Below are 18,374 nucleotides of genomic sequence, written 5' to 3' on the forward strand. Positions count from 1 at the left end.
TAAAAAACACGCCGTATTATTAACCACCAAAACAATGAACAAACACCTTTTTCTAGTAACCTGTCTTCTTTTAGTCTTCAGCTATAATGCAAAAGCACAAAACACCGAAATAACTATTGGGTTTAAAGCCGGAGCTAATTATTCTTCCTATACACCCAGATATATATTTCCTAACATTAAAGATATTCATTACGCCAGGAAAGTTGGTTTTTATATTGGTGGACTTGTGAATTTTGAAATATCTAATGATTTTAGAGTGCAACCTGAACTAATTTTTGCCTTGCAAGGCGCCAAATTAGTTAATAAAAATCTTGAATTTGTTGAGTCTGAATACTCTCCTCCAACTTATGGTGACTTTGAATTAAATATAAATGAATCTACAATCATCCTCCCTATTGTTGCGCAATACCTTATTAATGACAAGTTTTATCTTGAAGGTGGTCCGCAATTTGGGTACATCGTAAACAGAAAGGAACGTATTACAAAAAACCCAATTCCGGATGATTCTGAAACACCAACGGAATCTGCCGATTTCGATTATGACAAATTTGATTTCGGATTGACCTTTGGATTTGGTTATAATTTTTCAGAAAAAATTAGTGTAAACACAAGATACTTTTTCGGATTAATTGAACGAAACTATAACATTAAATCATCTGTGATTAGTTTAGGATTAGAGTACAAAATATAAACTAATTACTAGACAGACTTGGTTAAATTACGTACCATAAAGCTATAAGTTCCTTAGAAGTTAGCATAGCCATATGACGCTAAATAAAATAAGTAACCTACTCAACACGCTCCAAACCAGCGAAGTCGATAATTCTAATGTATTTCCCTACCGATTCGATTAAACCTTCTTTTTTAAATTGAGAAAGAACGCGAATAGCCGATTCTGTAGCGGTTCCTACAATACCTGCATAGTCTTCGCGAGACAAGAGAATACTTAAAGTATCATCTGGATTAGTTCCAAAATTCTCATGAATATACAGTAAAGTTTCAGCCAAACGTTGACGAACCGATTTTTGAGCCATATTTACAATAATATCATCCGAATCACGTAAATCGTGCGCCATGTCTTTTAAAACCTCAAATGAAAACTTCGGGTTTTTCTGTAAATCGGCAATAATTTCACTCTTAGGAATAAAACATACTTCCATATCATTCAAGGCCGTAGCTTGTAAATTAGAACTTTCTTCACTAATTAGTGAACGCTGCCCCAATAGTTGCCCCTTAACCACCATTTTTACAATTTGGTCTTTGCCGTTTTCACTAAGTTTCGATAACTTACAAATACCATCTTTTATACAGTAAACACCGTTTAAAACTTCACCTTCTTCAAAAATCACCTCGCCTTTTTTAATCGAATGAGATGTTTTGCACGCAGATATGCGCACCAACTCATCTTTTGTTAATGCTTTTAAAGAATTAAACTGTTTAATTATACACTGTTCGCACTTGCCCATACTTATAATTTTGTATTTTGTAAAAGTAATTAAATCATGACAATTATCATATGCTGTAAATTGTTGAATTTTCATTTTTGTTACTGAGAATTAATGAACGAACTTTCTATGGAACATAAAACGTGTTTCCACTGCGGATTAGACGCTACCGAAGCTGATATCACTTTTGACGAAAAACCCTTTTGCTGCAACGGTTGTAAAACCGTTTACGAGATTTTCTCTGAAAATGATTTAACGTCATACTACGATTTACAACAGGCTCCCGGAGCAACACCTAAAGACGTTGAAGGCAAATACAATTTCCTAGATAATGCTAAAATTGTAGAAAATCTACTCGAATTTAACGATGACAATACCCAAATTGTAAGTCTATACATACCCCACATTCACTGTAGCTCATGCATATGGATTTTAGAAAACTTGAACAAGCTTAATCCTGCTGTATCATCGTCCATGGTGAATTTCGGAAAGAAAACGGCTCGTATTACTTATAATGCGCACGAACTTTCATTAAAAAATTTAGTTCAGCTACTTAGTCGTATAGGTTACGAACCATTTATTAGCTTAGACGATTATTCCGTTGGCAAAAAAAATGTAGATCGCTCGCTAATTTACAAACTTGGGGTAGCCGGATTTGCCTTTGGAAACATCATGTTTTTATCTTTTCCAGAATATTTTCAAGTTGAAGAATTTTGGCTCGAGCAATTCAAATACCTTTTTAGATGGTTGATGTTTGCTTTTTCATTACCCGTTGTTTTCTATTCGGCACAAGATTATTTTATTTCAGCGTACAAAGGGTTAAAATCACGAATTTTAAATATTGATGTTCCTATAGCTCTCGGTGCAGCCGTCCTTTTTATAAGAAGTACTGCTGAAATTATTTTAGATATTGGCACAGGATTTTTTGACAGTCTAGCAGGACTTATCTTTTTTCTGCTTCTCGGCAAGTTTTTTCAGCAAAAAACATATAGCTTTTTATCGTTTGAACGCGATTATAAGTCCTATTTCCCTATCGGAATAACAAAAATATCTGCTGATGGCGATGAATCATCTATTCAAGTTTACGACGTTGAAAAAGGCGACCGTTTACTAATTAGAAACGAAGAACTCATTCCTGTTGATAGCATTTTAATAAAAGGAAAAGCCCGAATTGATTATAGTTTCGTGACCGGTGAATCTGAAGCCGTTTCAAAAAAATCGGGTGACAAACTTTACGCTGGCGGCAAACAAGTAGAAGGTAGCATCGAAATTGAAGTTTTAAAAAGTGTAGAACAAAGTTATTTAACACAGTTATGGAGTAACGATGTGTTTAATAAAAACAAAGAGGATGCTTTTACCACATTAACCAACGCGATAAGCAAACGGTTTACCGTAGCCATTTTAAGCATAGCTTTTCTAGCCACGAGCTATTGGCTTTTCACCGACTCGTCTAAAGCCCTGAATGTGTTTACAGCCGTACTTATTATTGCATGCCCTTGTGCTATTGCCCTAGCTGCCCCTTTTACACTAGGCAATATGCTTCGTATTTTCGGACGCCAAAAATTCTATGCTAAAAACGCCTCAGTTATTGAACAATTAGCGCATATAAACACCATTATTTTTGATAAAACAGGCACCATAACAGCCAACAAAGAAACTTCTATTAGCTATGAAGGCTCACAGCTTTCTAATGCCGAAGAAGATTTCTTAAAAAGTACTTTACGGAATTCCAACCATCCCCTAAGCCGTTCATTATATACCTTATTAAAGGAGAACAATATTGTGCCTATAGAAAATTACGAAGAACATATAGGGAAAGGCATTGAAGCCCAATACAATGAGAGTTTTATGAAAATTGGCTCGGCACCCTTTGTTGGTTTACAGTCGGAGGTCAAAAATCTAAATACCGAAGTTCACGTAAGCACCAATAACACCTACAAAGGCAAGTTTACCTTCTATAATCGCTACCGTAAAGGGCTTTCAAAGCTCTTCAATCAGCTTAAAGGGACATATGATTTGGTAATCTTATCTGGAGACAACGCTGGAGAACTTGAAAATCTCACCAAATTACTTCCAGCTAAAACCAAATTGCTTTTTAACCAGAAACCAGAAGACAAACTGGAGTACATAAAACACCATCAAAATTCGGGCGCAAAGGTTTTAATGGTGGGCGACGGATTAAATGATGCAGGTGCTTTAGCACAGAGTGATGTAGGTATTGCCATTTCAGAAAATGTGAATGTTTTCTCCCCGGCTTGTGATGCTATTCTAGATGCTTCAAACTTTAATAGCCTGTATTATTTCATAAAAGCATCAAAATCAGCTATAACCATTATAAAATGGAGTTTTATTCTATCTTTAGTATATAATTCTATTGGCCTTTATTTTGCGATTACCGGACAATTAGCACCAGTAATAGCCGCTATTTTAATGCCATTAAGTTCAATAAGTATCGTTATATTTACAACAATTAGTACTAACTTAGTCGGAAAAAAAATTCAACAGAAGGTTGAAAAAACATGACAAATGTCATATTTTAGGATGGCATTTAAAAATATTTTTGATTACTAAACTTTAATCGAGCACGCCTAAATGAGTGTAATTTATATTCTACTAGCAATCAGCATCCTAGTTGCCATAAGCTTCTTTATAGCATTTGTTGTTGCCGTAAAAAGCGGTCAGTACGACGACAGCTATACCCCTTCAGTGCGCATGCTCTTTGAAGATGAACTTGTAAAAGAAAAACCAAAAAAAATAAGCACTAACCAAAAGACTAATTCTTAACTATGGAAATGCAACAGTTTCATTACGATAACAAAATCGTTACTAAATTTATCTACGCTACAATAGTTTTCGGTGTAGTTGGCATGGCAGTAGGTTTACTACTTGCCTTTTTGTTTTTATTCCCTAATCTAACCGATGGTATTTCATGGTTAAGTTTTGGGCGATTAAGACCTCTACACACCAATGCTGTTATTTTTGCCTTTGTGGGTAATGCCATGTTTGCGGGTATTTATTATTCGCTTCAGCGTTTATTAAAAGCGCGTATGGCCAGTGATTTACTTAGTAATATTAATTTCTGGGGCTGGCAGCTTATCATCGTTGCTGCTGCAATATCACTGCCTTTAGGCTACACCTCATCTAAGGAATATGCCGAATTGGAATGGCCTATAGATATTGCCATAGCAGTTATTTGGGTGGTTTTTGGTATCAATATGATCTGGACCATTTTAAAACGTAGACAGCGTCATTTATATGTAGCCATTTGGTTTTACATTGCCACATTCGTAACTGTTGCTGTGCTTCATATATTTAATAATATTGAGTTACCGGTTAGCGCTATGAAAAGTTACTCGGTTTATGCCGGAGTTCAAGACGCCTTAGTGCAATGGTGGTACGGCCACAATGCGGTAGCTTTCTTTTTAACGACGCCGTTTTTAGGATTAATGTATTACTTTGTTCCTAAAGCCGCTAATAGACCTGTATACTCTTACAGACTTTCTATTGTTCACTTTTGGTCTTTAATCTTTATCTATATCTGGGCAGGACCTCACCACTTATTATATACCGCTTTACCTGAATGGGCTCAAAATTTAGGTGTTGCCTTTTCGGTGATGTTACTTATGCCTTCTTGGGGTGGTATGATAAACGGACTTCTAACCCTACGTGGGGCTTGGGATAAAGTACGTACCGATCCTGTTTTAAAATTTATGGTAGTCGCCATTACAGGTTATGGTATGGCCACCTTTGAAGGTCCGATGCTATCCTTAAAAAATGTAAACGCCGTGGCCCACTTTACCGATTGGATTATTGCCCACGTTCACGTAGGTGCACTAGCATGGAACGGTTTTATGGCATTTGGTATTATTTACTACCTCATCCCACGATTGTTTAAAACGAAACTTTATTCTTTAGCCCTTGCTAATCTTCATTTTTGGTTAGGAACCTTAGGAATTATCATGTATGCCTTACCGTTATATGTTGCTGGATTTACGCAATATTCTATGTGGCAACAATTTAACCCAGATGGCACTTTAGTTTACGGAAACTTCTTAGAAACCGTTACCGAAATTATGCCAATGTACTGGATGCGTGCCATTGGTGGTAGTTTATACATTATAGGAATGTTTGTTTTGGTTTACAATATTATTGTAACCATTAAGCAAGGAACGCCTGTTGAGGATGAATTAGCCCAAGCTCCTGCTTTAGAAAAAGTAACAAACAAAAGAACAGCTAATGAAGGATGGCACACTTGGTTAGAGCGTAGACCAATCCAACTTACTATTTTAGCCACCGTAGCCATTTTAATTGGAGGTATCATTCAAATTGTACCTACGATTATGGTGAAATCAAATATCCCTACCATTGCTAGCGTAAAACCTTATACGCCTTTAGAACTGGAAGGTCGTGATATCTATATTAGAGAAGGTTGTGTGAGCTGTCACTCTCAAATGATTCGTCCGTTTAGACACGAAGTAGAGCGTTATGGTGAATACTCTAAAGCGGGTGAATATGTTTACGACCACCCATTCCTATGGGGAAGTAAACGTACTGGACCTGATTTACATCGTATTGGTCAAAAGTATTCCGATAACTGGCACTTTAACCACATGTACGACCCACAAAGTACGTCTTCGGGTTCTATCATGCCACGTTACCCTTGGTTAATTACTGGTGAAAGCAGCCGATTAGACAAATCGATGACTGAAGCTAAAATGGAAGCCATGGTGTCTCTAGGGGTACCTTACACCGAGGAAGAGATTGCCAATGCGCAACAACACATGAATGAACAAGGTGCTCAAATTGAAAAGAATTTATATTCCGATCCTGACTTTGTAACAGCCTATGAAGCTGATAAAAAATCGGCCGCCCAAAACGGAGAAGATTTTATAGAAATGAAAGACAGAGAAATTGTTGCTATGATTGCTTATTTACAGCGATTAGGAACCGACATTAAAGTGGAAACCACACAACAATAATGACCTAAAACAAGCAACCATGTTAAAATATATAAAAAACCATATGGAGAGTATTGCCGGTATAGAAATATACCCAATCATCTCTTTATTAATCTTTTTCATCTTTTTTGTAGCCTTATTTTGGTGGGTTATCACCGCTAAAAAAGATTACATTAATAGAGTGAGTAATTTACCTTTAGACAACCACCAAAACGACGACATATTATGAGAAATTTAGTACCATCTTGGATTCGAGTTCCACTCCTATTTTTTATCGTAGCTGGAACTGTTGAATTCTTTGTAGACTCTGGAAATCAGCCGGCCTTTATTAAATACCCAGCCGTTTTAATGTTCTTACTTCTGGTGTTGTTTATATTAATTTCCATAGAAGCTATTGTGGGCTCGCTAGAGAATGTCATGTTTCAAAAATTGGATCCTGAAGCAAAGGCGCGTTTTATTGCCGACAAAGAAAAAGCATCACAGTTTCCTTGGTTAAAGAAAACCTACCTAAAATTATTAGGGTCGAAACCTTTAGAGAAAGAAGATGAAATTATTTTAGACCATAGTTACGATGGCATTAAAGAATTAGATAATGATTTACCACCATGGTGGAAATATGCCTTCTACATATCTATCGTTTTTGCTGTTATTTATCTTTTAAGATACGAAGTGTTTAGTGGCCCATCACAAATTGAAGAATTTGACACTGAATTGGCTGAAGCTAAAGTCGCTATTGAAGCTTATAAGAAAACAGCCAAAGGTTTGGTTGATGTAAATACTGTAACCGTACTTACAGAAACAGCCGATTTAGCCGCAGGTAAAACCATTTTTGAAACCAACTGTGTAGCTTGTCATATGGCTGATGGTGGCGGCGGTATTGGTCCGAATTTAACCGATAATCACTGGATTCTAGGTGGCGATATTAAAAGTATTTTCCATACCGTTTCTGAAGGTGGTCGTGCAGGAAAAGGGATGATTGCTTGGAAAGCGCAATTAAAACCTTTAGAAATTGCACAGGTAGCCAGTTATGTACTAACATTTCAAGGTACGACACCGGCAAATCCAAAAGCAGCTGAAGGCGATATTATTGTAGACCATACAGCTGAAACTGTAGAAGCAGCAACAGATACCACAGAAACAGCAGCATCAGAGGTAAAAGCTGATAGCATCGCTTTACCCGATGCAACACCAGCTGATATGCCTACGGAATAAACGCATTGATTATAAAAATTAAATTGACCTCTTGAGTTACCAAACCAAGAGGTCTTAAATACTAAAACCTTGGAAACCCCAGACAACGAAACATTTAGAGATTCAATTGGCACGGTAACCAAAGAAGGTAAACGTGCTTGGGTATTTCCTAAAAAACCAAACGGAAAATTTTACAAATACCGTAAATACGTCAGTTATGTATTATTGATATTTTTACTGGTTTCGCCTTTTATAAAAGTAAACGGCAATCAGTTTTTAATGTTCAATGTTTTAGAACGCCGCTTTAATATTTTCGGGTTTCCTTTTTGGCCTCAAGATTTTTATTTGTTTGTAATTTCCATGCTTATCGGCGTGATTTTTATTGCCCTCTTTACCGTGGCTTTTGGTAGGATTTTCTGCGGATGGATTTGTCCGCAAACCATTTTCATGGAAATGGTATTTCGTCGTATAGAATTTTGGATTGAAGGCGATCGCGGAAAACAAATGCGCTTGGCCAAGCAACCTTGGAATGCCGAAAAAATAAGAAAGAAGGGATTAAAACTTATCATTTTTTTAGCCATCTCATTTATAATCGCTAATGTTTTTCTTGCTTATCTTATTGGTAGCGATAAGCTTTTAAGCTATATCAAATCAGGCCCTACCGAGCATCTAAGCACACTGGTTTCGTTAATTATTTTTACCGCTGTATTTTATTTTGTTTTTGCTTGGTTTAGAGAGCAAGTCTGTATTATAGCTTGCCCCTACGGCCGATTACAAGGCACCCTTTTAGACAACAAATCTATAGTTGTAGCCTATGACCATAAACGTGGTGAAGCTGAAAATGGCAGAAAAAAATTCAAGAAAAATGAAGATCGCGAAGCCCTAGGTTTTGGCGATTGTATTGACTGTAAGCAATGTGTGAATGTGTGCCCTACCGGTATTGATATTCGAAATGGCACCCAATTAGAATGTGTTAATTGTACAGCATGTATTGACGAGTGCGACCATATCATGGAAAGTGTCAACTTACCAAAAGGACTTATTCGATATGCTAGTGAAGAAGAAATAGAAAATAAAGCGACCTTTAAGCTAACTCCAAGAATGAAAGGTTACGCGGCCGTTTTAGTCATTTTAGTAGGTTTACTTACAGGCATGTTGTTTTTAAGAAATGATATAGAAGCCACTGTATTAAGGCTTCCAGGACAACTTTACGAGCATAAAGACAATAACATCATTAGTAATGTGTTCACTTATAAACTCGTGAATAAAACTACCCACGATTATAATGACGTCACGCTAAAACTGATGTCACATAAAGGCACTTTAAAAATCGTAGCTACTCGTGACACCCTTTTTGTGCCAAGCCAAGGTCTTGCGGAAGGCACTTTATTTGTTGAAATTAACAATGATGCCTTGTCGGGAGACCGCAATAAAATTGAAATTGGCGTTTATAAAGACAACGATTTAATTGAAACGACTACGGCAAACTTTTTAGGACCAAGAAGCTTTAAGTAGGATAACTAAAAAGGAATTAAACACAGGTTCTCGTTCTCACGAGAATAAAAAAACAAAGAACAGCGATGAAAATAAATTGGGGAACAGGCATTGTATTAGCATTCATAGGATTCATTTCCTTTATCATGTACTTTATCGTGACTATGAATGTGAACAAAGATTTTGAACACGAATTGGTCACAGAAGATTATTATGGTGTCGAATTAGCCTATCAGAATGATATCGATAAATTAAACAACGCGAATACACTTTCAGAAAATATTAGCTATACAAAAACCAAAGAAGGTCTGCTTATTACTTTTCCAAAAGACCTTAATTATAAAAATATCACAGGCAAAGTCATCCTATACAGACCTTCAAATAAAAAATTAGATTTTGAAGAACCCATTGCCCTAGAAGATTCCAAAATGTTTATTGTAAATGAACGCTTAATCGACGGACGTTGGAACCTGAGGATAGACTGGAACTATAACGGTACTTCATACTTGTTTAAAGAGGCCGTACATTTTTAATATGCTTGCTTCAGCATTCATATTAGGGTTATTAGGAAGTTTTCATTGTGTGGGCATGTGTGGTCCCATTGCTTTTATGTTACCCGTTGACCATAATAATTCCTTAAAAAAAGTATCTCAAATCTTTATTTATCATGTTGGTCGTTTGCTCTCTTATGCTATAATCGGACTCATTTTCGGTTTCATTGGGAAGCAATTCTACCTTTTTGGATTTCAGCAACAGCTATCTATTGTTATTGGAATCCTTATGATATTATTTGCCATAATTCCTCAAAAAACACTGAATAGCTACTCCATATCAAAACCTATTTATAGAATTATTTCAAAAGTAAAATCATCGTTAGGCAAGGCCTTTAAAAAGAAAACCTACGACACCTTTTTAACCATCGGTTTTTTGAATGGTTTTTTGCCTTGCGGATTGGTTTACGTCGCTGTTTTTGCCGCTATAGCCAGCGGAAATACCGCTTCAGGTAGTTTGTACATGGCTGTATTTGGATTAGGAACCATTCCGTTAATGACTACGGCTATATATTTCAGTCAGTTTTTAAAAGGAAAAGCCAGACAACGCATTCAAAATTTAATACCCGTTTTCATAGTCATTATAGGTCTTCTATTTATCATTCGAGGCCTCGGATTAGGTATACCTTACCTCTCTCCCAGCCCTATACACGATCATGTTTCGAGTGAGATTGAATGCCATTAATTCAGCATAACAGTTTAGCATATTGAATTTAATAATGATGACACATTAAATCTATGTTAACAAGATCACTTTTAATAGTAATACTATTATATTTGCAACCAAAATATACAAGCATGTATAGTTTACTAACAAATGTAAAAATTTCTGTAACTGAAAAAATCTATGTGAAAGACCCTGAATCATCTGATTTAGGCAAACGCATCATCCAAGAAAGTATTTTATTAATACATGACATTGGCTTTGAAGCTTTCACTTTTAAAAAACTAGGATCTAAAATAGGATCTAATGAAAGTTCGGTATACAGATATTTTGAAAACAAACATAAATTACTACTATACCTTTCATCTTGGTACTGGGCTTGGATTGAGTACCAGATTGTATTAGAAACGCATAGTATTCAAGATAATAAAGAAAAATTAATCAAAGCCATTGAGGTTTTATGTCGTACTATTGAAGAAGACTCCAATTTTTCTCATATTAATGAGGTGGTATTAAACGCCATTATCATCAACGAAAATTCAAAGTCATTTTTAACCAAAGCTGTTGACGCACAAAATAAAGAAGGTTATTTCAACATTTACAAACGTGTTGTAAATCGCCTAAAAGACATCATTGTAGAGAATGCACCTATTTATAAATACCCTGCCTCTTTAGCTAGTACCATTATAGAAGGCAGTTTACATCAACATTATTTAAAAGATCATTTTTGGTCTATTACCGATTGTAAAGAAAATGTATCCCCTGCATCTTTTTTTAAAAACCTAACCCTTAACGTTTTAAACTTACACGAATGAATCAACCCGAAATAACGCCTTGGCAGCGCCTTTTAGGCTTGTTAGAATTAGATAAAAAAGAAATCTTCCAAGTTTTTTATTACGCCATTTTCTCGGGAATCATTTCCTTAACGCTTCCCTTGGGAATCCAAGCGATTATCAACCTCATACAAGGCGCACAAGTGAGTACATCTTGGATCGTCCTTATCGTTTTAGTAACTTTAGGTGTAGCATTTGATGGTGGTTTAAAACTCATGCAACTTCGTATTATTGAAACCATACAACAACGTATTTTTACGCGTACTTCATTCGAGTTAAGTTTTAGGTTTCCAAAAATTAAAATGTCAGAATTACGAAATAATTACCCGCCAGAATTGGCCAATCGTTTTTTTGACACCTTAACCATTCAAAAAAGTTTATCTAAAATACTTATTGATGTGCCTTCGGCGGTACTTCAAATTATTTTTGCGCTTATTTTACTTTCGTTTTACCACGCATTCTTTATCATATTTGGACTATTATTACTACTTCTTATTTTTATAGTATTCAAATTTACCGCTAAAAAGGGTTTAGACACTAGTTTATATGAGTCCAAATACAAGTATAAAGTAGCGCACTGGATACAGGAAATTGCTAGATCTGTTATTAGTTTTAAACTCTCTGGAAGCACTAATTTAGGAGTTACTAAAAATGATAATTTAGTTGACGATTACCTTAATGCCAGAGAAAGTCATTTTAAAATTTTAATGCTTCAATTTATTCAAATGGTAAGTTTTAAAGTGATTGTAACAGCCAGCTTACTGCTTATTGGAGGTGCGTTAGTACTTAATCAGGAGATGAATATTGGACAGTTTGTCGCTGCAGAAATCATTATTCTACTTATCATTGCTTCGGTAGAAAAACTAATTATTGGATTAGAATCTTTTTATGACACCCTAACTTCTTTAGAAAAAATAGGACAAATAGCTGATAAGGATATCGAAAACCAAACTGGTGAAACACCAACATTTAAAAACGGAATTCATATTGAGTTAGACAACGTTTCGTATAATGTTTCCGATAGGGAAAAACATATTTTACATGATATTTCATTAAAAATAAACCCAGATAGCCGTATTCTTATTAGAGGAGAAAGTGGTTCTGGTAAATCAACTTTACTTCGTTTAATTTCGGGTGTTATTGAACCTACCGCAGGAAATATCTATGTTAATGATATGTCGATTCAAAGTTTACAACTAAATTTCTATCGGTCGAAATTAGGCTTATCACTTTCCGATGAAACACCGTTTGAAGGTACAATCAAGGAAAACTTAACATTTGGAAACCCATCAATAACCGATGAAGACATCCATGAGGTATTAAATACCGTAGGATTAAAATCTTTTTTAAAGGAACAACCCGAAGGACTTAACACCATATTATACCCCGACGGCAAACAAATGTCCTTTACCATTTCTAAAAAAATAGTACTTGCTAGAGCCATTTTAAAGAAACCACAAGTGCTCATTCTAGAAGATGCCTTAGATCGTTTTAACATGGAGGAAACCACAGAGATCATTAGTTATTTAACCGACAAAAAACGTCCGTGGGCCCTGGTTGTGGTTGGACATAATAAACGTTGGATTGGCCAATGTGACGAGGTAGTTATTCTAGAAAAAGGTAAAATTCAAAAATAAGCGAGGTTTATGTTAAATATTTCAAACAACAAATTAAATAGTTCGATAGACCTAAACAAGTTTAAATCTGGTAAAAAGGTGATGAATAAAACCTATTTCAAGTATTTTAATAGGTTTTTACTGGGTGCTGCCATCATTTTTTTCATCGTGCTTTTTTTACCATGGACACAAAACATCACCGGACAAGGTGTGGTTACTACTTTAAAGCCTAACCAGCGTCCGCAACACATCATGTCGCAAATTCCAGGACGTATTGAAGCCTGGTATGTTCAAGAAGGTGACCTCGTTAATGCAGGTGATACGATTTTACGTATCTCTGAGGTTAAAAGTGAATATTTTGATGATCAACTTGTATCACGAACTCAGGATCAAATAGATGCTAAAAGCGCATCGGCAAAAGCATACCTTAATAAAATTGATGCTTTAAATCGCCAAATAGTGGCTTTACGAAATGAGCAACGTCTTAAGTTACAACAAACAGAAAACAAATTGATACAAGCCGAACTAAAGGTTAAAAGCGACAGTATCGATTTAGAAGCTTCAAAAACAAACCTTACCATTGCCGAACGCCAACATGAGCGAACATTAACTTTACAAGAAGAAGGTTTAAAGGCGATGAAAGATGTGGAAGAAAAACGTTTAAAACTTCAAGAAACACAAGCCAAGTTAATCGCTCAAGAGAATAAGTTTATTGCGAGTAAAAATGAAGTTCTCAATGCACAAATTGAATTATCACGTGTTAATGCGACCTTTTCCGATAAAATCTCAAAAGCACAAAGTGATATGCACACGGCTCAATCTAACAGCTTTGAAAACGACGTGCAAGTCTCTAAGCTTGAAAACAGCTATAGTAATTACAAAAAACGTAGTAGTTTACTTTATGTTACTGCGCCACAAAAAGGCTACATAAACAAGGTGATTACCGATGGTATAGGAACAACTTTTAAAGAGGGTGCCGAGTTGGTTGGTATTATGCCCGCCGATTATCAATTGGCCGTTGAAACCTATGTAGAACCCATAAACCTGCCGCTACTACACATAGGAGAAAAAGCCCGTGTTCAATTTGATGGGTGGCCTGCGATTGTTTTTAGTGGATGGCCTAATGTATCATACGGTACCTATGGTGCCCAAGTAATCGCAATTGAGCAATTTATTAGTCCGAACGGAAAGTATAGAATACTACTTGTTCCTGATGAATCTGAGCATCCATGGCCTGATGCGATTCGCGTTGGTTCTGGTGCAAGAACGATGGCACTTTTACAAGATGTGCCTATTTGGTTTGAAATTTGGCGTCAAATTAATAGTTTCCCACCAAACTACTACCAACCTCAAAGCGCGACCAAAAAAGATAAAAAATGAAACGTATCATATTAAGCCTGATATTAATAGCTACTTGTAACTTATACGCACAAGATAGCTTATCAACCATTAGTTTGGCTGAATACTTAGGGTATGTTAAATCGTTTCATCCCATTGTAAAACAGGCCAATCTAATTTTAACTGAAAGTGAAGCTAAGCTTTTAAAATCGAGAGGCGCTTTCGACCCAAAATTGGATGTGGACTATGGAAGAAAAAAGTTTAAAGGCACCGAATATTACGATAAGCTTAATGCCAGTTTTAAAATACCAACATGGTATGGTATAGAACTTAAAGGAAACTTTGAAGAAAACACAGGTCAGTATCTTAACCCTGAATCGAACGTGCCTATCGACGGACTTTATAGTGCTGGGGTTTCTGTCTCTCTTGCTAAAGGCCTACTTATTAATGAACGCATGGCCACTTTAAAGCAAGCCAAATTATTTGTTAACCAAGCCAAAGCAGATCGTACCCTTTTAGTTAACGATATTGTATTTCAAGCCTCTGTAAGCTATTTCGAATGGTTAAAAAGCTTTAATGAAAAGCGTATTTATGAAAGCTTTTTAGACAATGCTCAAGAGCGATTAGATGGTATTAAAACAAGCTTTGAAGTTGGCGAAAGACCGGCCATTGACACTGTAGAAGCACGTATTACTTTAAACACAAGAAGATTAAACTTAGAAAAAGCCAGAATAAAATACATTAAAGCGACTCTAGAACTGTCTAATTATTTATGGCTGAATGAAAATACGCCTATTGAATTAAAAGATAATATTATCCCAGATATTAGCACCATCGATCACATTGATGAGATATTCAAAACCAGCGATTTAAATATTGAAAGCATCAATTTAGAAGAACACCCGAAGATGCTATCACTTCAAAATAAATATAAAAGTTTAGAAGTTGAAAAAAGACTTAAAACAAACAACCTATTACCTAAAATAGATTTACAATACAATTTTTTGTCACAAACGCCAGATCAAATAAATACATTTAATACAGCTAATTATAAAAGTTATGTTAATGTAAGTTTTCCTTTATTTCTAAGAAAGGAACGTGGCGATTTACAGTTGGCTAAAATGAAGCTTCAAAACACCAATCTAGATATTAGTGCGACACGAGTAACGCTTCAAAATAAAATTAATGCGGTTAATCAGGAAATTGAATCCTACGACGTTCAAACCATGCATACCTCAGAGATTATTTCCGATTATAAAATCATGCTTAATGCCGAAGAAAGAAAATTTTCATTAGGTGAAAGCTCTTTGTTTTTAGTGAACTCGCGAGAATCTAAATTGATTGATGCCGAATTAAAAGGCGTATCTATCGAATACGATTTACTTCAAACCAAGGCTAGGTTATCTAACATTTTGGCTTCTGAAATAGACTAAAACAGGATAATATCAATTTAACTTAGAGGTTTTTTTCTGTAATATTTGAGACAAACAAAATAACTTAACTATTTTAGTGAACGTTAATAAAACGTCTGAAATAAACCGAATTACGGAAGTGTAAAAACAGAAAGGCTTTGAGTAAACCTGCTTACTAAAAGGTTATAAATCTGAAACTATGGAAGAAAACAAGTCTCAAATAATAATTTATCAAACAGAGAACGGAGAAACAAAATTAGATGTACGTTTTCAAGATGAGACTGTATGGCTTACCCAAAAATTGATGGCTGAATTGTTTCAGACTTCCATTCCTAATATTAATATGCACCTAAAAAACATATTTGACGAGGGGGAATTGGAGGAAAATCGAACTATTAAGGATTTCTTAATAGTTCAAAAAGAAGGCAATCGAGATGTTAAAAGAAAGCAAGTATTTTATAACCTTGACGCGATTATTTCAGTTGGATATCGCATAAAATCTCACGTAGCAACTAAGTTTCGTCAGTGGGCAACTAATCAATTAAAAGAATACATTGTAAAAGGATTTGTATTAGATGATGAACGCTTGAAAAATCCTGACTTACCATTCGACTATTTTGAGGAACTAGAAAAGCGAATACAAGATATCCGCACTTCCGAAAAACGATTTTACCGAAAAATAACGGATATTTATGCGACAAGTGTTGATTATGACCCTACTTTAGAAATAAGCATTAATTTCTTTAAAACAGTTCAGAATAAATTACATTGGGCAATAACCGGACAAACGGCTGCAGAATTAATTAGTCAAAGGGCGGATTGTTCAAAAGTAAATATGGGCTTAACTAGTTGGAGAGGTGAAAATATTAGAAAAACTGATGTCTCAATTGCAAAAAACTATTTAAATGAAGAAGAACTTTCCGCATTAAACAACTTGGTTGAACAGTATCTGATTTTCGCTCAAGGACAAGCACAGCGAAGAGTGCCAATGTATATGAATAATTGGATTGAAAAACTAAATGGATTCTTAACCTTAAACGACCGAGAAATACTAGATAATTATGGAAGTATTTCTCATGAGCTAGGAAAAGAAAATGCAGAACGAGAATACAAGAAATTTAAAGAGATTAACCAAAAAACAATAAATGATGGCGATTTTGAAAATGCAATTAGAAAAATAGAAAATAATAAAAGGAAATAATTTAACGCTAAAAACTACACATTTACAATTCTCACCAGCCGAGTTACAAATTAAGGCTAGACTTTCTAATATTTTAGCCTCTGAAATAGACTAAAACAGGATAATATCAATTTAACATTGAGGTTTTTCTTCTGTCGTTTCTCTTTCTTTCTAAATGATAAGCTTAAAAAAAAGAAAAAGGCTTTCCGTTCAAAAGCCTCTTTCCAGGGTAGTCCAGTAGTTAGTAGATCTTTAGATCGTCATAGAAAACAACTGGGTGTGCGGCTTATTTCTTTGTAATAACACATCAAAAGCCATACAAATATTTCGGACAAATGGCTGGCCTTTTTGCGTGACTTCAACACTATTTTTTGTTCTTATTAGTAAACCATCCTGTTCCATTTCTTCTAATTTAATGAGCACATCTGGCAAGGCATCAAAGTACAAATGCGTTGCTGTCCATGAGGTTTTAAAACGACACATTAAATTGAGTATATGCTGACGTACAACTAAATCTTCTTCATTTAAAATATGACCACGGTAAACCGGAATAGTATCACTGTCAAGTAATTTATAGTACGCTTCAATCGACTTCACATTCTGTGCAAAACCATACCAACTATCGCTTATAGCGGATACCCCCAAACCAATCATAGCCAATGTTTTGGAATCGGAATACCCCATAAAATTCCGATGTAAATCACCAGAAATCATGGATTTGTATAAGCTATCTGATTTCAATGCGAAATGATCCATGCCAATTTCCTCATAACCAACATCAGATAACAATTGTTTTCCTATTTCGTATTGTTTTCTTTTTAATTCCCCGGAAGGCACATCGGAATCTTTAAATCCGCGTTGCCCATTCCCTTTTACCCATGGCACATGTGCATAACTATAAAAAGCCAAGCGATCTGGTAAAAGAGATTTGGTTTTTAAAATCGTTTCTTTAACATGTTCCAAACTCTGAAAAGGTAAACCATAAATAATATCATGACTCACCGAGGTGTAACCTATTGCTCTGGCCTGTTCGGTAACACGTTTTACATTTTCAAAAGGCTGAATGCGATGAATCGCTTTTTGAACCGTGTCATTATAATCCTGAACCCCATAACTTACACGTCTAAAGCCAACATCATATAGGGCTTGTAAATGTTCCTTGGTGGTGTTATTCGGGTGCCCTTCAAAGCTAAATTCATAATTTTCGGCAACAATAGCTTGCTTCAAAATACCGTTTATGAGTGTTTTTAAGTTTTGCGGACTGAAAAACGTGGGCGTACCACCGCCAAGATGAAGCGCTTTAATAACTGGTTTTTCATCAAACATATTTAAATACAGTTGCCATTCCTTTAAAACCGCGTTGATGTATGGGGATTCTACACTATGTTGCTTAGTAATGCGCTTATTACAACCACAAAAAGTGCATAAACTTTCGCAAAATGGCAGGTGAATATAGAGACTAATCCCTTCCTCGGAGTTACTAGAACTAAAGGCCTTGTGCAACGATGTTTTCCAATGGTTTAACGAGAAAGACGTATTATCCCAGTAAGGTACTGTTGGGTAACTCGTGTATCGTGGCCCTGGAATGTTATATTTATTTACTAAAGCGTTTGACATACCCAAAAATACCTCAATTCGCGATTGTAAAATATGACATTTGTCATAACTGTTATTGGGATATTCTTTAATAAT

16 protein-coding genes are annotated in these 18,374 nt (G+C 35.4%); 14 read left to right on the forward strand and 2 right to left on the reverse strand.

Features of this window, described 5'->3' with window-relative positions; translation table 11 throughout:
- Positions 1-34 precede the first annotated feature (34 nt).
- A complete protein-coding gene (locus tag JJL45_RS14365) occupies positions 35-691 on the forward strand; it encodes a porin family protein (RefSeq protein WP_068603661.1) in 657 nt (218 codons plus the stop codon).
- Positions 692-788: 97 nt separating this feature from the next.
- On the opposite strand, the gene JJL45_RS14370 is transcribed toward JJL45_RS14365, so the two are convergent.
- Entirely contained in the window at positions 789-1,466 is a 678-nt protein-coding gene (locus JJL45_RS14370; protein WP_067150142.1) for a Crp/Fnr family transcriptional regulator, read from the reverse strand.
- Positions 1,467-1,574: 108 nt separating this feature from the next.
- Between JJL45_RS14370 and JJL45_RS14375 the strand changes: the two genes are divergently transcribed.
- The 13 genes from JJL45_RS14375 to JJL45_RS14435 all read left to right on the forward strand — a co-directional run bounded on the left by JJL45_RS14375 (position 1,575) and on the right by JJL45_RS14435 (position 16,703).
- On the forward strand, positions 1,575-3,968 hold the full coding sequence (locus JJL45_RS14375; RefSeq protein WP_068603957.1) for a heavy metal translocating P-type ATPase: 2,394 nt from the start codon (positions 1,575-1,577) through the stop codon (positions 3,966-3,968).
- Between the two features lie 69 nt (positions 3,969-4,037).
- Positions 4,038-4,229: a cbb3-type cytochrome oxidase assembly protein CcoS gene (gene ccoS, locus JJL45_RS14380; protein WP_067149722.1), complete on the forward strand. Its 192-nt coding sequence runs from the start codon at positions 4,038-4,040 to the stop codon at positions 4,227-4,229.
- Between the two features lie 2 nt (positions 4,230-4,231).
- Positions 4,232-6,424 (forward strand): cytochrome-c oxidase, cbb3-type subunit I, encoded by a 2,193-nt coding sequence (ccoN, locus tag JJL45_RS14385; protein ID WP_068603662.1) that lies wholly within the window; start codon positions 4,232-4,234, stop codon positions 6,422-6,424.
- A gap of 19 nt (positions 6,425-6,443) precedes the next feature.
- Positions 6,444-6,632 (forward strand): cytochrome C oxidase subunit IV, encoded by a 189-nt coding sequence (locus tag JJL45_RS14390; protein WP_067149724.1) that lies wholly within the window; start codon positions 6,444-6,446, stop codon positions 6,630-6,632.
- Positions 6,629-7,615 carry a cbb3-type cytochrome c oxidase N-terminal domain-containing protein gene (locus tag JJL45_RS14395; RefSeq protein WP_082935946.1) on the forward strand — a complete coding sequence of 329 codons (987 nt, stop codon included), beginning with the start codon at positions 6,629-6,631 and terminating at the stop codon, positions 7,613-7,615. The genes JJL45_RS14390 and JJL45_RS14395 overlap by 4 nt, the downstream gene beginning before the upstream one ends.
- Before the next feature lie 69 nt (positions 7,616-7,684).
- Positions 7,685-9,109, forward strand: a complete 1,425-nt coding sequence (gene ccoG / locus JJL45_RS14400; protein WP_068603664.1) for a cytochrome c oxidase accessory protein CcoG — start codon at positions 7,685-7,687, stop codon at positions 9,107-9,109.
- A gap of 65 nt (positions 9,110-9,174) precedes the next feature.
- Positions 9,175-9,621: a FixH family protein gene (locus tag JJL45_RS14405; protein ID WP_068603666.1), complete on the forward strand. Its 447-nt coding sequence runs from the start codon at positions 9,175-9,177 to the stop codon at positions 9,619-9,621.
- A 1-nt stretch (position 9,622) separates the two neighbouring features.
- Positions 9,623-10,324, forward strand: a complete 702-nt coding sequence (locus tag JJL45_RS14410) for a sulfite exporter TauE/SafE family protein (protein WP_068603668.1) — start codon at positions 9,623-9,625, stop codon at positions 10,322-10,324.
- A 113-nt stretch (positions 10,325-10,437) separates the two neighbouring features.
- Positions 10,438-11,118, forward strand: a complete 681-nt coding sequence (locus JJL45_RS14415) for a TetR/AcrR family transcriptional regulator (protein ID WP_068603670.1) — start codon at positions 10,438-10,440, stop codon at positions 11,116-11,118.
- A complete protein-coding gene (locus tag JJL45_RS14420; protein WP_068603671.1) occupies positions 11,115-12,773 on the forward strand; it encodes a peptidase domain-containing ABC transporter in 1,659 nt (552 codons plus the stop codon). Before JJL45_RS14415 ends, JJL45_RS14420 begins: the two co-directional genes overlap by 4 nt.
- A gap of 9 nt (positions 12,774-12,782) precedes the next feature.
- The gene (locus JJL45_RS14425; protein ID WP_068603673.1) at positions 12,783-14,132 is read left to right on the forward strand and encodes an HlyD family secretion protein; all 1,350 of its coding nucleotides are present in this window, start codon (positions 12,783-12,785) and stop codon (positions 14,130-14,132) included.
- On the forward strand, positions 14,129-15,523 hold the full coding sequence (locus JJL45_RS14430) for a TolC family protein (protein ID WP_082935947.1): 1,395 nt from the start codon (positions 14,129-14,131) through the stop codon (positions 15,521-15,523). The genes JJL45_RS14425 and JJL45_RS14430 overlap by 4 nt, the downstream gene beginning before the upstream one ends.
- Before the next feature lie 178 nt (positions 15,524-15,701).
- Complete coding sequence (locus JJL45_RS14435) at positions 15,702-16,703, forward strand: virulence RhuM family protein (protein WP_068603675.1); 1,002 nt, start codon at positions 15,702-15,704, stop codon at positions 16,701-16,703.
- A gap of 231 nt (positions 16,704-16,934) precedes the next feature.
- Here JJL45_RS14435 and hemN read toward each other — a convergent pair whose 3' ends face one another.
- A complete protein-coding gene (gene hemN, locus JJL45_RS14440) occupies positions 16,935-18,299 on the reverse strand; it encodes an oxygen-independent coproporphyrinogen III oxidase (RefSeq protein ID WP_068603676.1) in 1,365 nt (454 codons plus the stop codon).
- Positions 18,300-18,374: the final 75 nt, after the last annotated feature.

This window comes from Tamlana sp. s12, assembly GCF_016767215.1.
GTDB lineage: Bacteria > Bacteroidota > Bacteroidia > Flavobacteriales > Flavobacteriaceae > Pseudotamlana > Pseudotamlana agarivorans.

Bases quoted from the DNA above. Each gene is read 5' to 3' on its own strand.
- JJL45_RS14405 (WP_068603666.1), top strand. From the start codon at position 9,175: ATGAAAATAAATTGGGGAACAGGCATTGTATTAGCATTCATAGGATTC.
- JJL45_RS14430 (WP_082935947.1), top strand. From the start codon at position 14,129: ATGAAACGTATCATATTAAGCCTGATATTAATAGCTACTTGTAACTTA.
- JJL45_RS14425 (WP_068603673.1), top strand. From the start codon at position 12,783: ATGTTAAATATTTCAAACAACAAATTAAATAGTTCGATAGACCTAAAC.
- ccoN (WP_068603662.1), top strand. From the start codon at position 4,232: ATGGAAATGCAACAGTTTCATTACGATAACAAAATCGTTACTAAATTT.
- JJL45_RS14370 (WP_067150142.1), bottom strand. From the start codon at position 1,466: ATGGGCAAGTGCGAACAGTGTATAATTAAACAGTTTAATTCTTTAAAA.
- JJL45_RS14365 (WP_068603661.1), top strand. From the start codon at position 35: ATGAACAAACACCTTTTTCTAGTAACCTGTCTTCTTTTAGTCTTCAGC.
- JJL45_RS14415 (WP_068603670.1), top strand. From the start codon at position 10,438: ATGTATAGTTTACTAACAAATGTAAAAATTTCTGTAACTGAAAAAATC.
- JJL45_RS14375 (WP_068603957.1), top strand. From the start codon at position 1,575: ATGGAACATAAAACGTGTTTCCACTGCGGATTAGACGCTACCGAAGCT.
- JJL45_RS14390 (WP_067149724.1), top strand. From the start codon at position 6,444: ATGTTAAAATATATAAAAAACCATATGGAGAGTATTGCCGGTATAGAA.
- JJL45_RS14435 (WP_068603675.1), top strand. From the start codon at position 15,702: ATGGAAGAAAACAAGTCTCAAATAATAATTTATCAAACAGAGAACGGA.
- JJL45_RS14410 (WP_068603668.1), top strand. From the start codon at position 9,623: ATGCTTGCTTCAGCATTCATATTAGGGTTATTAGGAAGTTTTCATTGT.
- hemN (WP_068603676.1), bottom strand. From the start codon at position 18,299: ATGTCAAACGCTTTAGTAAATAAATATAACATTCCAGGGCCACGATAC.
- ccoS (WP_067149722.1), top strand. From the start codon at position 4,038: ATGAGTGTAATTTATATTCTACTAGCAATCAGCATCCTAGTTGCCATA.
- JJL45_RS14420 (WP_068603671.1), top strand. From the start codon at position 11,115: ATGAATCAACCCGAAATAACGCCTTGGCAGCGCCTTTTAGGCTTGTTA.
- JJL45_RS14395 (WP_082935946.1), top strand. From the start codon at position 6,629: ATGAGAAATTTAGTACCATCTTGGATTCGAGTTCCACTCCTATTTTTT.